Annotated in this window: 15 protein-coding genes; 5 read left to right on the forward strand and 10 right to left on the reverse strand. The window is 29.4% G+C overall.

Features of this window, described 5'->3' with window-relative positions; all coding sequences use genetic code 11:
• Positions 1-28: 28 nt before the first annotated feature.
• The 5 genes from bamA to F7018_RS10370 form a co-directional block, all read right to left on the reverse strand.
• Positions 29-2,575 (reverse strand): outer membrane protein assembly factor BamA, encoded by a 2,547-nt coding sequence (bamA, locus tag F7018_RS10350; RefSeq protein ID WP_150899990.1) that lies wholly within the window; start codon positions 2,573-2,575, stop codon positions 29-31.
• Positions 2,568-3,320 carry an isoprenyl transferase gene (locus tag F7018_RS10355; protein WP_150899991.1) on the reverse strand — a complete coding sequence of 251 codons (753 nt, stop codon included), beginning with the start codon at positions 3,318-3,320 and terminating at the stop codon, positions 2,568-2,570. Before F7018_RS10355 ends, bamA begins: the two co-directional genes overlap by 8 nt.
• Positions 3,321-3,322: 2 nt before the next feature.
• On the reverse strand, positions 3,323-4,015 hold the full coding sequence (gene porG, locus F7018_RS10360; RefSeq protein WP_150899992.1) for a type IX secretion system protein PorG: 693 nt from the start codon (positions 4,013-4,015) through the stop codon (positions 3,323-3,325).
• A 106-nt stretch (positions 4,016-4,121) separates the two neighbouring features.
• Positions 4,122-5,018, reverse strand: a complete 897-nt coding sequence (locus F7018_RS10365) for an NAD kinase (RefSeq protein ID WP_150899993.1) — start codon at positions 5,016-5,018, stop codon at positions 4,122-4,124.
• Positions 5,019-5,039: 21 nt separating this feature from the next.
• Positions 5,040-5,699 carry a CBS domain-containing protein gene (locus F7018_RS10370; protein ID WP_150899994.1) on the reverse strand — a complete coding sequence of 220 codons (660 nt, stop codon included), beginning with the start codon at positions 5,697-5,699 and terminating at the stop codon, positions 5,040-5,042.
• A gap of 59 nt (positions 5,700-5,758) precedes the next feature.
• Here F7018_RS10370 and F7018_RS10375 point away from each other — a divergent pair, with 59 nt between their 5' ends.
• Both F7018_RS10375 and F7018_RS10380 read left to right on the forward strand, forming a co-directional pair.
• Entirely contained in the window at positions 5,759-6,472 is a 714-nt protein-coding gene (locus F7018_RS10375; protein ID WP_150899995.1) for a pyridoxine 5'-phosphate synthase, read from the forward strand.
• Between the two features lies 1 nt (position 6,473).
• Complete coding sequence (locus F7018_RS10380; protein ID WP_150899996.1) at positions 6,474-7,244, forward strand: alpha/beta fold hydrolase; 771 nt, start codon at positions 6,474-6,476, stop codon at positions 7,242-7,244.
• Here F7018_RS10380 and F7018_RS10385 read toward each other — a convergent pair.
• The 3 genes from F7018_RS10385 to F7018_RS10395 form a co-directional block, all read right to left on the reverse strand.
• Positions 7,233-7,640, reverse strand: coding sequence for a hypothetical protein (locus tag F7018_RS10385; RefSeq protein WP_150899997.1), 408 nt, complete (start codon positions 7,638-7,640; stop codon positions 7,233-7,235). The genes F7018_RS10380 and F7018_RS10385 overlap by 12 nt on opposite strands.
• Positions 7,641-7,833: 193 nt before the next feature.
• Positions 7,834-8,280, reverse strand: a complete 447-nt coding sequence (locus tag F7018_RS10390) for a hypothetical protein (protein WP_150899998.1) — start codon at positions 8,278-8,280, stop codon at positions 7,834-7,836.
• 290 nt (positions 8,281-8,570) lie between these two features.
• Entirely contained in the window at positions 8,571-8,822 is a 252-nt protein-coding gene (locus tag F7018_RS10395; RefSeq protein ID WP_150899999.1) for a hypothetical protein, read from the reverse strand.
• A 144-nt stretch (positions 8,823-8,966) separates the two neighbouring features.
• On the opposite strand from F7018_RS10395, the gene F7018_RS10400 reads away from it, so the two are divergent.
• Positions 8,967-9,353, forward strand: coding sequence for a hypothetical protein (locus tag F7018_RS10400; protein WP_150900000.1), 387 nt, complete (start codon positions 8,967-8,969; stop codon positions 9,351-9,353).
• A 60-nt stretch (positions 9,354-9,413) separates the two neighbouring features.
• Here F7018_RS10400 and F7018_RS10405 read toward each other — a convergent pair whose 3' ends face one another.
• Together F7018_RS10405 and F7018_RS10410 are read right to left on the reverse strand one after the other, a co-directional pair.
• Entirely contained in the window at positions 9,414-10,121 is a 708-nt protein-coding gene (locus tag F7018_RS10405; RefSeq protein WP_150900001.1) for a hypothetical protein, read from the reverse strand.
• A 63-nt stretch (positions 10,122-10,184) separates the two neighbouring features.
• On the reverse strand, positions 10,185-10,718 hold the full coding sequence (locus F7018_RS10410) for a nuclear transport factor 2 family protein (protein WP_150900002.1): 534 nt from the start codon (positions 10,716-10,718) through the stop codon (positions 10,185-10,187).
• A gap of 124 nt (positions 10,719-10,842) precedes the next feature.
• On the opposite strand from F7018_RS10410, the gene F7018_RS10415 reads away from it, so the two are divergent.
• The gene (locus F7018_RS10415; RefSeq protein ID WP_150900138.1) at positions 10,843-11,190 is read left to right on the forward strand and encodes a phage holin family protein; all 348 of its coding nucleotides are present in this window, start codon (positions 10,843-10,845) and stop codon (positions 11,188-11,190) included.
• A 140-nt stretch (positions 11,191-11,330) separates the two neighbouring features.
• Positions 11,331-12,653 carry a trigger factor gene (tig, locus tag F7018_RS10420; protein WP_150900003.1) on the forward strand — a complete coding sequence of 441 codons (1,323 nt, stop codon included), beginning with the start codon at positions 11,331-11,333 and terminating at the stop codon, positions 12,651-12,653.
• Positions 12,654-12,776: the final 123 nt, after the last annotated feature.

The raw sequence follows: 12,776 nt of genomic DNA on the forward strand, positions 1-12,776 counted from the left end.
AAACCAGACACATTACAAATGTAAGGTTTTAGAACTGTCTTCCAATAATAAAATGTGTTTGCCAACCAGATTTTTGGGTTAAACCAGGTAATGGATCAAACCCATGGGCAAAATCAATACCTAATAATCCGAAGGCAGGCATAAATATACGAATACCTAGTCCAGCTGAACGTTTTAAATTAAACGGATTAAATGTACTAAAATTGTCATAAGAATTACCAGCTTCTAAAAATCCTAATGTATAAATTGAAGCAGATGGTTTATCTGTAATAGAGTAACGTAATTCTAATTGAAATTTATTATATATTGAACCTCCATCTATAGATGAAAGTCTATTATTTTCATAACCTCTTAGTCCAATAACTTCCCTACCGTCTAATTGTCCTTGCGCTATACCATCTCCTCCAACAAAATACCTTTCTACTGGTGTTAATCCTAATTTATCATTATAAGTTCCTAAATATCCCATTTCGAAATTAGACATAAGTACTAATTTATCAGCTAAAGCGGTATACCATTTTCCTTTAGCAGAAATTTTATAATATTCTAGCCATTTATACTTATCAGCTAAAAAAGCTTGCCTTTGTTCGTTTGTTGGATTATCAGGTTCAGTATAGTTTTTTCCATTAACTAAAGAATACGGAAAAGTTGCTTTTGCTCTTATTGTAAATTCAGAACCATAAGTTGGAAATATCAAACTAGGTCCGGCAGAATTTCTACTTAAAGCAACATTATAAGCTAAATTATTTAGGTTTCCTTGACTTATTACATCGTTTGATGACCCCACTCTGTAACCATAATTTTGAAGCTCAATTCTTTGGTAACTAATACTTTGAGATAGAGAAAAATAATCGTCAGGCCAATTTAATCGTTTACCTAATCCAATGGTAGCCCCTATAATACTTAAACTTTGACTTCTATCAACAGCATTAGTCTGAAAATTAAATCTATATTGATTAGATAAATAAACAGAAAAAGATAAAGATTGTGGTGTTTTACCTCCTAACCATGGTTCAGTAAACGAAAAACTATAAGTATTAAAAGTTCTACTTGCTTGCAATCTTAGTGATAGTTTTTGACCATCTCCCATTGGTAATGGTTTATAAGCTTCTTTATTAAAAATGTTTCTAATTGAGAAGTTGTTAAAAGATAACCCTAAAGTACCAATGAATGATCCACCTCCATAACCACCTTGTAGTTCAATTTGACTACCTCCTTTTTCTACTACTGAAAAATCGATATCAGCAGTTTTATTTTGATAATCAGGTTTTACATCTGGAGTTACATTGGCGTCAAAGAAACCTAATTGTCCAATTTCACGAATAGAACGAATAATGTTTTGACGACTAAACAAATCACCTGGCTTAACACGTAATTCTCTAAAAATTACGTGGTCATTGGTTTTATCATTTCCAGTTACAGTAACTTTTTTAATTGTAGCTGGTTCATCTTCACGAATTCGAACTTCAACAGTAATCGAATCATTCTTTACTTTAGTTTCTACAGCATTTACTTGAGAAAATAAATAACCATTGTTGTGATATAATGTTTGTATATCTGTTGAAGTAGGGGTTCCGTCTCCAGAGATACGCTCTTTTAATACTTTTCCATTATAAATATCTCCTTTTTCAATTCTTAATATACTTTGTAGATATTCATCTGAATATTTTTTATTACCAATAAATTTAATATCATCAAAACGATACTGGCGACCTTCATCTAATTCGATTTCTAAATTGATAGTATTATCATCATTCCATGTTAATTTATCCGATAAAATTCTAGCATCTCGATACCCATTTTCACTATACTTTTCAAGGATACTTTCTAAATCTTCTTTATAATCGTCTAAAATATATTTAGATGACTTCCAAAAGCGACCTAAAAACTTACGTTTTGTGTTTTTCATAGCTCCACGTAAAGCTCCACTAGACATAGCTTTGTTTCCTATGAAATTAATTTCTTTAATTTTAATACGTTTTCCTTTGTCTATGAAAATATTCATGCTAACAGTGTTAACATCAGAAGTATCTTTTCTTGTATCCAAAGTAACCTTTGTCTTTAAAAAACCTTTATCAGTATATTTTTTCTTAATGTAGTTTCTAGTGGTTACAATCAAGTTATCAGTAACCATAGCTCCTTTTTTAAGGTCAGTTTCTTTTTGAATTTCTTTTCTTTTAGATTTACTAACTCCAGTAATAGTAACATTTAATAATTGAGGTAATTCTGTTACGTCAAATTGAAGATAAACAGTATTACCATCTCTTTTAGATAAATATACATCAACTTCGCTAAACTGTTTACTCTCATATAATTTTTTAATAGCACTTGAAAGTTTATCACCAGGAAGTTTAATTGGTTGCCCATCAACTAAACCTGTATAAACACGTACAGTTTGCTCACTAAATTTTTGCAAACCAGTAACAGTAATTCCTCCTAAAATGTAGTTTTTACCTTTTTCATAAGAAATAATACTATTTGTAGCTGTACTGTCCTTAGGAATTGTGTTTTGTGCTTGTGTACTCGCCGTAATAAAGGCGATAAAAAATACTACTAAATACGAATATTTATTCATTGGTTTCAATCTGTTCGCTAGTTTTTCCAAATCTTCTCTCTCTATTTTGATAATCAATTATTGCTTCGAAAAGATGTTCTCTTCTAAAATCTGGCCATAATATATCTGTGAAATATAATTCAGCATACGCCATTTGCCAAAGTAAGAAGTTACTAATTCTTTGTTCCCCACTTGTACGTATCATAAAATCAACGTCGGGCAAATTAAATGTATATAAATGATTATTTATAATTTTTTCGTCTATTTTTTCAATATCTAATTGGTTATTAACAACTTTTTTAGATATGTTTTTGATAGCATTAACAATTTCTTCTCGAGAACCATAGCTTAGAGCAAAGCTTAAAGTAATCTTAGTATTGTTCTTAGTTTCTTCGATGACCTTAGCTAAAATTTTTTGAGCACTTTTTGGTAAACTAGTAATATTACCTACCGCGTTTACCCTAACGTTTTTTCGTTGAAAATCAGGTAATTCTTTTTTAAGAGTAGTTACGAGTAAACTCATTAAAGCATCTACTTCAAGCTTAGGTCTATTCCAGTTTTCGGTTGAGAAAGCATAAAGAGTTAAGAATTTTACACCCAAATCAGATGCTGCATCAGCAGTTTCTCTAATGGCTGTTAATGCATTTCTATGACCAAAAACACGTTGCATTCCTTTCCCTTTTGCCCACCTTCCATTACCATCCATAATTACGGCAATATGATTTGGGACTTTTTGTAAGTCAATGCTTTGTAGTTTTTTTTCCATATTTAATTTGCTAATCCACTATAACATGGAGGTCTTCCAAAGGTATAAACAATTGAGAATCCTGTAAACATATACCAATCATTTCCTGAACCTCCAAAATTTAAAGAGTTTATTTTGTCTGTAGTGAAATCTATATCATCTACAAAGGTTACACGAGCACCTGCTTCAAAAGCAATTGCTAAATTGTCTGCTAACCTTCCTTTTATTCCAATACCAACAGGAATTGAATAAGAAAATTTATTAGTTAGCGTAATTGTATTGTTTGCAGTATTAACAGAAGTAGGGCTTTTATAGTTAAAAGCTGCTATTTCAGCCAATATATATGGTGTAAAAGTTGTTTTATAATCGCTTATGTTGTAATCGAAGAAATTAAATTCTAGACCTACAGCGAATTCATTAATGGTATTGTTGAATCTAAAAGTCCCTTGAGGTCTATTCTGTCTAAATGGATTTTCTGCATTAGCATCATCACCAGAAACAGGAATGTACGTATATGTTCCTCTTAAAGCTATTCTTGGGTTTAAGTTATATTTATATATAAGACCACCTCCCAATTTATTTGGATAAATATAATTAGTCCTACCAATGTCTCCTACATAATTAGAGCCTCCAAGAAATACCCCAATTTCATGAGTTTGCGATAAAACTGTTATTGCTGCAAAAGCAAATGATATGAATAGAAAAAATTTTCTCATCGTTAAAATAGCGTGCAAATATAGGAAAATGAATTTGCTTTAAAAAGTTAATAATCTGTCTTTTTGATTAACTTTTTTTTTAGGGTTTTATTGTAATCAAGGGAGATTATAATGATTCATTTCTCGTATCCTCACCCCATAAAAGTTTACCTCTTAAGGTTTTTAGATAAGATTGATTTTTTAATAAAATGCTTTTAATAGTAAAAGGAGCTTTAGAAATTTTAATTTTTGTTTCTTGAGAAACAGTTGTAATGCGCGAATCAAGAGAAATTAAAAAGTCTTTCTCTCTAGCGCTTACTTCAAGTTGTATTGACGTTTCATCTGGTATTACCATTGGTCTTGCATTCAAATTATGAGGGGCAATAGGAGTAATAATAAAACTTTTTGAGTTTGGTAAAACTACGGGGCCGTCACAACTTAAAGAGTACCCTGTAGAACCTGTTGGTGTAGATATAATTAAGCCATCTGCCCAATAGTTGGTAAGATATTCTTCATTTAAATAGGTTTTAACACCTATCATTGAAGTTGTATTTCTTCTAGCAATAGTAACTTCATTCAAAGCAAAATCTAATTCAGAAAAATCTTCTGCTATTGGATTTGTTTTAACTTGAAGCAAAGTTCTTTCTTGAATCGTATATTCTTTTTTTAATAATAAATCAACAGCTTCATTTATTTGGTCTTTTTGAATTGTAGCTAAAAAGCCTAATCTGCCTGTGTTAATTCCTAATATAGGAATATCAAGGTTACGAACATAAGTTACAGCTCTTAAAATAGTTCCATCTCCACCGATGCTAAACATCATATCAAATGAATTTGATAAATCTCTAAAATGAGAAAAGGTAGGGTACTTTTTAGCTAATGAATTATTTTCAATTAATAAATCGTAAAATTCTTTTTCAAAAAAAACAACAATGTTTTTACTTTCTAAAGCAGATAATAAAATTTTAATCTCTTTTTCTGCTGTAATGGTATAGGATTGACCATATATAGCTACTTTCTTCACGTCTAATTAGTGTTTTTAAGGTTACATGTTTAGATATTTTCTTAGGTAAGCAGCTCTGTCTTTAAGCTCTTCTAAATAAAAATCATCTTCATGCTGTGTAATAACATTATAGTCGTATCTCCTAAAAGTTTGAATGATTTCATTTATTTCTTCAGAAATTATTTTTAAAGTAATTTGCACATTGTCTTGGCCTTCAGAAGAAATATAAAAACCTAGTAGTTTACCACTATTTGTTTCTACGATTTGAGCAATTTGGCTCATGGAGTAATCATTTTTATTTTTTGTAATGATTAGAGTATCGCTCTCATTGTGTAAAAATGGGCTATCAGCAAAAGCGTCTAAAATATCGTTTAGCTCATAGTACCCTATGTAATTCATTTCCTTGTTTAAAACTGGAATTAAATTAGAATCATTATCAGCAAATAAAACTATTAAATCTAATAATGTAGCTTTTTCGTTTGTGTAAAATAGGTCTAATAAATATGAATATTCACTAAGTAAACCACTTTTGTCTTCTATAATTTGTACATCAGCTTCTGGTAAGCACCCAATTAGTTTGCCACTTTCTACTATAGGTATGTGAGTTATAGGTAAGTTTTCGCATAATTTTTGCGCGTCCTTTACAGTACTCTTTAAAGTAAGAGCCTTAATATCTGTAAGTATAAAATCGTTTATATTCATTACTACGAATATAGTTTAAAAAGTTTTAATGATTTACCTTTGTGGTTTAATTTTATAAGATGACAAAGTTAAGTGTAAATATTAATAAGATTGCAACTTTACGTAATTCAAGAGGGGGAAACGTTCCTAATTTATTAAAAGTTGCAACAGATATTCAAGATTTTGGAGCAGAAGGAATAACTATTCATCCAAGACCAGATGAACGTCATATTCGTTATCAAGATGCTTATGATCTTAAATCAATAGTTACTACAGAATATAATATTGAAGGAAACCCAATAGATAAATTTATGAAAATGGTGTTGGAAATTAAACCAACACAAGTAACCTTAGTGCCAGATAGTATTGATGCGCTAACTTCTAATGCTGGATGGAATACTATTAAGCATCAAGCTTATTTACAAGATGTAATTGCTGAATTTAAAAGGAATGGAATTAGAACATCAATTTTTATTGATACTGATTTAAAACTCATAGAAGCTGCAGCTAAAACAGGAACAGATAGAATTGAGTTATATACAGAAGAGTTTGCTACTCAGTATGAGGTTGGTAATATTGAGGCTGTAAAACCTTATACCGAAGCTGCTGTTTTAGCATATGAATTAGGTTTAGGAATTAACGCTGGACATGATTTAAATTTAGATAACATAAAATTCTTCAAGGAAAACATTCCTAACTTAGCAGAAGTATCAATAGGTCATGCACTTATATCGGAATCATTGTACTTGGGATTAGAGAATGTTGTAAACATGTATTTAGATAGGTTGAAGTAAAATGGAGATTCTACATTCAAGAATTTTAGGACAGGGAGAAACACTTTTGATATTACATGGTTATTTTGGAATGGGAGACAACTGGAAATCTCATGCGAATAAATTTGTTGAAGATGGGTTTGAAGTTCACTTAATAGATCAGCGTAATCACGGTCGTAGTTTTCATTCTGATGAGTTTGATTACGAGTTAATGGTTGAGGATTTATACAATTACATAGAAAATTACAGTTTAGAACAAGTAAACCTGTTAGGACATTCGATGGGAGGGAAAACAGTAATGTTGTTTGCTACTGAATATCCAGAACTTGTTAAAAAGTTAATAGTAGCTGATATTTCTCCAAGAATGTATCCACCACATCACCATGATATTTTACAAGCATTAAACTCAGTGGATTTTGAAATTCATAATTCACGAAAGTTAGTAGAAGAAAAATTAATGGAATTAATTCCAGAGCCTGGAATACGTCAATTTTTATTAAAGAGCACATATTGGAAAGAAAAAGGTAAGTTGGCTTTTAGGTTTAATTTAAAATCGTTAACAGAAAATAACAATGAAGTAGGAGAGGCTTTGCCTTCTTTTACTGTTTTTGAAGGTGAAACATTGTTTTTGAAAGGAGAAAATTCTGGTTACATTTCTGAAAATGAAGAGCCGCTTATACAAGCACATTTTCCAAATTCAACAATAAAAGCAGTAGCCAACGCGGGTCATTGGCTACATGCAGAAAATCCAAAAGATTTTTATAAAGAGGTTCTTGCTTTTTTAGAAAAGTAAAATTGATGATGTAAAAGTGAAAATAAAGTTTAGTAAAAGAAGTTTATTAAACTTTAAATAAAAATACATCATGAGTGTAATATTGGTAAAACTGAAAACTATAATGGCGTTTCTGAAAAAAGAATTATCGTTTACATATAGGTATAATATTGATAATACTAAAATTGATGAAAAAATTACACCTGAAGCGATTAAAAAGAAACGTTCTCCACTTATAAAGTTTTTCTTTTGATTAATTAATAATCGCATTGGGAAAAAATAAAATGCTGTAATTAATGTGAACAAACCATATAAGCATATTGGAATTAATTTCTTGATGACTATAAATAATAGTGTACAAGAAATAATAGCTATTAAGTAATCAATTTTACATTCAATAGTATTTAAACTTTTCATGAAAAAATTATTTTAGTTAAAAATTAAATGCAATCCCATAAGTAAGAACCAAACCATTTGGATGTAGTTTGAGCAGCCGAAACTAAGAGAATGCTTTGTCAACCCAGTTTGAATCTGCTAAATCTTGTGCTTTTCTATACATGCAACAATTCATGCAGCCACGATGAGCACAATCTTCTCATTCCTTAGCTTCTTAGGTATTGTTACTTAAATTAACATAATTCATTAGTTTCTGATAAAAATCTATGGCATTAATACAAAATAGTTTGTCAGATTGGCTAATGTTTTTGTTTTGAATTTGTTGGGTGTATGAGTTAGTGAACTGAGTTATATTGTCTTTTGTATTTAAATTAGAGAAATACTGTTTCAATATTTCGTTTTGAATTTCGTTTAAAGATTTAGTTTTTGATTTTAAATCAGCTTGGTTGTCATAATAATCATTTAAGATAGTTTCTATTTTAGTATTTATCTCTTTTTTGTTTTTGGTAGTTGATAACTCTTCAAGACGATTAAAAAAGTTTTCGTTTTTTTGAAGTGTCAGATCAACAGCATTTAGTTGAATAACTGAATCCGTTTCCTTTTCAATTTGGCAACTTAAAAACAGTACAATAAGTATTGTTGATATTTTTAAATATTTCATAGTTTTTAAATTTAAATATTACGTGTTTAATATCTAGAGCAAACATGTTTGTATAGCTACTCTTTTTAAATCAAGTAAGGAAAGCTTAAGTTGTTATTAAGGTAATTGGTTGCTAATTATTATTTAAACAGAGTAAGAGTATGATGTTCTTTGTCTCTTGAAGGAACCAAGACTAAATGGAGTTGTTGTTTAAAGAGCTTAATAATTAGTGGTTAGAGAAGAGTTGTGTTTGTTGATTTTCTCTTATACTTTTTGTTTTAGTTAAATATTTAATGTTTTTAAATTATTGCTTAATCTTTTTTTATTTGTTTAATGAGGTTTTTAAGTTCTGAATCAATTGATTCTTGTTCTTTGAGATGGTTGTTGAAAACGGTAATAATAGCTCTAGCAATAATTAAGTTTTTTCTTTTTCCAGAGTAAACTTTTTGAATAGTTTCTAAGGAAAATTTATGTCCATTTTGAATTAAAAACTCTCGAACCTTTTCTCTGTATTTAGGAGGTTTAATTTTTTCTAATTCATTGCGTTGTGTTATTGATATCATAAAAACTGTAATTAATTTTTATAAAACACATAACAAATAATTTTATATTTGTACGTATTTTGTACTTATAACACTACAAATATACAAACAAAATTCCTTAATACAAACAAAAATCAAAATTAATTAGAAAAAAGTTGTTTTTGAATGGAAGATTTTATAGATGAAACGTATAAAAGAGTAGAGCAAATAATTAATTATAAAAGGTTTAATATCAGGTCTTTTGAAGAGGAAATTAACGTTTCAAATAATTCAATAGGAACAGCAATTAGAAGAAAATCGTCATTTAAGAGTAATGTGTTAAACAAAATTCTCCATTCGTTTCCAGAAATAGATCCAACATGGTTGTTAACGGGAAGAGGAGAGATGCTTTTAAATAACAAAGAAGAATATATAGCAAGTGAGCCTAGTTCGTTGTATGAACCAGAGGTAATTGCTAATCAGGTGAAAGAAAGTCTGTTGAAGTTGCTTTTGGAAGATGGTGAGGTTAAAAAGGCATTAATAACTCAAATAGAGCAAGGTTTAAAAAAATAAAGCCCCGATTAGTATTACTAACCAGGACTTTGTCGCATTTAAATAAAAAATAGAATTTTGTTATATTCTTCTGTCTTCTCTACGTTCCCTTCTATCTTCTCTAACTTCTTTGTGGTCTTCTTTTAATTCCGCTTTGGTAGCATTAATATCAGCTAACATAGTTTTAGCAAATTCACGTAATAATTTAGTGTTGGTAGCAAGTTTATGTTTGCCAGACTTGTTTTTAGAAATAACTAAATTGTAAGCTTTGATAGAACGATAAATCTCTTTTTGTCTGTTCGTTCTCGAAATTTGAAAAGCTAAATCTCTTTGGTCGTCTCTAAGGTCACGTTTATCATCTCTTTTATCACGAACATCATCGGCGTATTCACGACGTTGTTTTTTTGTGTTTCTATAAACAACATCTCTTCTTGATAATTTTGCTTCTCGTTTAGAGGCTCTTAATTCAGATTTACTTCTCTTTACCTCTTTTTGGTCTTGTGTAATTTTTCGTTCACTTTGAGCAATTTCTCTTTTCATGTCAGAAAGAAGATCGGCTTTTATTCTCTTAAGTTTAGCGTTATTGTGATTAATAAAAGCGTTTTCAAAAGCGTTAATTTTTGATTTAAAACTATGAAGTTGTTTAAAGTCTTTTTCTAGTTGAGCTTTATTAGTTTTAATCTCTTTTTTATTATCTATAACTTCTTTAGTGTTTCTAACAAATTGTGCATTAGCAGTACTAATGAAAAAGCAAAAAACTATACAGTAAGTAAAATTAAATCTTTTCATAATTCAAAAGGTTTTGTTTGCTATTTAGACCTAGAGAAATGAAAAAAGTTTAAATTAAAAGTGTTAAGGAGCTTTTAAAATAAATACATCAAGTTCATTTATATCATGAGCTTTTACATAATCTTTTTCACCAATACTGTTATTTTCATTCGAATCATAATCCATGAAAATTTTCCAAACATTATTTTCTTTCATAAGAATTACGTGGAATTTACCGTAATAAATTTGTTCTTTTTTGTCAGGTTGTTTTCTTGTTAATTTGTAAATACCTCTTTCACTGGCAATAGAATCGTTATTAATTCTTTCAAAAAAACGAAGTGAAATATTATTGGTAATATTCTTCTCTTTAGTTTTAGAAAAACTAGTTTTATAATTATTTATATATGTTTTGTAATCAGAAATTCTTTTTCCGCCAGAGATTCTAATTAGTTTTTTTGAGTGGATTTCCCCCATTATTTGATAATCTAAAGAATCAAATGCTTGATAAAATTTAAACCAAATTTTATTAATGTCTTCAAAGTTTTTTCTCGATTGAGAATAATTGTAGTTTGATATTAAAAATAAGAATAGAAAGAAGAAGATGGCTTTTTTAAACATGACTTTTTTGTTGTTAAAAAATAAAAAGAGGTATTAAAAATAGTTAAAATAATTTACTAAACTGCCAAAACAGCAGTCTTTTAGCTTTGGTATGGTTATGGATTTAAAGAAAAAAAACGAAGAAATGAAAGTATTTTTAAAATTATTGTTAACGGCTTTAGCTGTTATCGTATTGGCAAATATATTACCAGGAATAGCGGTAAATAATTATGTTACGGCTGTAATAGTTGCAGCAGTAATTTCACTGCTAAATATGTTTGTGCGTCCGTTATTAATATTTTTTACACTACCAGCTACTATAGTTACTTTAGGTTTGTTCCTTTTTGTAATAAATGCAATTATAATATTGTTAGCAGGTAAGTTAGTGGGAGGATTTGTGGTAAGTGGATTTTTTGCAGCATTATTATTTAGTGTGTTATTGTCCATATTTAGGTCAATCCTATTCTCGCTTTTAAAAGAAGAAAAGAATTAAAAAACACAAGATGTTTAGAATCAAGAAGTAAGGCGATTAAATAAAAGAAAAGAAAGTCGATATTCTTGTGTCTAATTGTCTTGTTTCTAAATAAATAAAGTAGTAATTTTGCACCCGATTTTAAAGAAACAGATTTTAAGATGAATATTACAAAAGAAAACGTAGATGCGCTAAACGCAGTTGTAAAAGTTGATATAGTTGCAGAAGATTATCAAGATAAAGTAACAAAAGTATTAAACGATTACCGTAAGACAGCGAACATCCCAGGATTTAGAAAAGGTCAAGTACCAATGGGGATGGTAAAGAAGCAATACGGAAAATCAGTAATGATAGATGAGGTAAACAAGCTTTTACAAGAATCATTAAATAAATTCTTAGTTGAAGAGAAGTTAGATATTTTAGGTAACCCATTACCAAAAGTACAAGATGATTTTAATTGGGATGCTGATAAATTTTCTTTTGAGTTCGAATTAGGATTAGCTCCTGAATTTGACGTAAACTTAAAGCCAAAGAAAAAAGTAACTCAATATAATATTGTTGCAACTGACGAATTAATCGAGAAAGAATTAGAAAACATTCAAACTCGCTATGGAAAAATGTCAGCTAAAGAAGAAGGTACAGAAGTAGCGAACATTACTGGTACATTTGTAAACGAAGAAAAAGAGATTAACAAAAAGTCTACAATCTCTGTAAAAGATATTAAAGGAAAAACTAACTTAAAGAAGTTTGTTGGAGCTAAAGTTGGAGATGTTTTAGAGTTAAAAACTAAAAACTTATTCGAAGAAGAGCACAAATTACAACAAGCTTTAGGAGTTTCTCATGATGATGCTAAAGAATTAGAGATCCCAGTTACTTTAACAATCGAAGAAATTACAGAAATTGAACCAGCAGAGTTAGATAAAGAATTATTTGACAAGTTATTTGCTGATGGAAGTGTAAACACTGTAACTGAATTAAAAGAAAAAATTAAAGAAGACGCAGAAAAGCAATTCCAACAACAAGCAGATCAGCAATTGTTAAATGCAGTTACTGAAAACTTAGTTGAAAACACAAAGTTCGACTTACCAGTTGAGTTTTTACAAAAGTGGTTACAAACTGCTGGAGAGAAGCAATTAACAACTGAAGAAGCTGCTGCAGAGTACGAAAAGTCTGAAAAAGGATTACGTTACCAATTAATCGAAGGAAAGATTATGAAAGATAACGATATCAAATTAGACTATGCAGAGTTAGTAGACTATGCAAAAGGATTTATCCGTGCTCAAATGGCTCAGTTTGGTAACATGAACCCAGAAGAAAAAGAGTTAGATGATATCGCAGGAAGAATCTTACAAAATCAAGATGAGGCTCAAAAATTACAAGGACAGTTAATAAGCCAAAAATTATTAGCTTTCTATAAAGAGAATATGAGTTTTGATACGAAAGAAGTTTCTTACGAAGATTTCATTAAAGAAGTATATAAGTAACAGTTTAAGACTGATATGATTGAAAAACCTGAATGAAAATTCAGGTTTTTTTAGCCATAAACAGTAACAAAATACTAACGAAATAGTTCTTATATTTACATCATATAACCAAAAAAACATTTT

Source organism: Tenacibaculum aiptasiae, from assembly GCF_008806755.1.
GTDB lineage: Bacteria > Bacteroidota > Bacteroidia > Flavobacteriales > Flavobacteriaceae > Polaribacter > Polaribacter aiptasiae.

What these genes read in the sequence shown, in the direction of transcription:
- bamA (WP_150899990.1), bottom strand. Translation starts at nt 2,575, where the DNA reads ATGAATAAATATTCGTATTTAGTAGTATTTTTTATCGCCTTTATTACG.
- F7018_RS10355 (WP_150899991.1), bottom strand. Translation starts at nt 3,320, where the DNA reads ATGGAAAAAAAACTACAAAGCATTGACTTACAAAAAGTCCCAAATCAT.
- porG (WP_150899992.1), bottom strand. Translation starts at nt 4,015, where the DNA reads ATGAGAAAATTTTTTCTATTCATATCATTTGCTTTTGCAGCAATAACA.
- F7018_RS10370 (WP_150899994.1), bottom strand. Translation starts at nt 5,699, where the DNA reads ATGAATATAAACGATTTTATACTTACAGATATTAAGGCTCTTACTTTA.
- F7018_RS10375 (WP_150899995.1), top strand. Translation starts at nt 5,759, where the DNA reads ATGACAAAGTTAAGTGTAAATATTAATAAGATTGCAACTTTACGTAAT.
- F7018_RS10380 (WP_150899996.1), top strand. Translation starts at nt 6,474, where the DNA reads ATGGAGATTCTACATTCAAGAATTTTAGGACAGGGAGAAACACTTTTG.
- F7018_RS10385 (WP_150899997.1), bottom strand. Translation starts at nt 7,640, where the DNA reads ATGAAAAGTTTAAATACTATTGAATGTAAAATTGATTACTTAATAGCT.
- F7018_RS10390 (WP_150899998.1), bottom strand. Translation starts at nt 8,280, where the DNA reads ATGAAATATTTAAAAATATCAACAATACTTATTGTACTGTTTTTAAGT.
- F7018_RS10395 (WP_150899999.1), bottom strand. Translation starts at nt 8,822, where the DNA reads ATGATATCAATAACACAACGCAATGAATTAGAAAAAATTAAACCTCCT.
- F7018_RS10400 (WP_150900000.1), top strand. Translation starts at nt 8,967, where the DNA reads ATGGAAGATTTTATAGATGAAACGTATAAAAGAGTAGAGCAAATAATT.
- F7018_RS10405 (WP_150900001.1), bottom strand. Translation starts at nt 10,121, where the DNA reads ATGAAAAGATTTAATTTTACTTACTGTATAGTTTTTTGCTTTTTCATT.
- F7018_RS10410 (WP_150900002.1), bottom strand. Translation starts at nt 10,718, where the DNA reads ATGTTTAAAAAAGCCATCTTCTTCTTTCTATTCTTATTTTTAATATCA.
- F7018_RS10415 (WP_150900138.1), top strand. Translation starts at nt 10,843, where the DNA reads ATGAAAGTATTTTTAAAATTATTGTTAACGGCTTTAGCTGTTATCGTA.
- tig (WP_150900003.1), top strand. Translation starts at nt 11,331, where the DNA reads ATGAATATTACAAAAGAAAACGTAGATGCGCTAAACGCAGTTGTAAAA.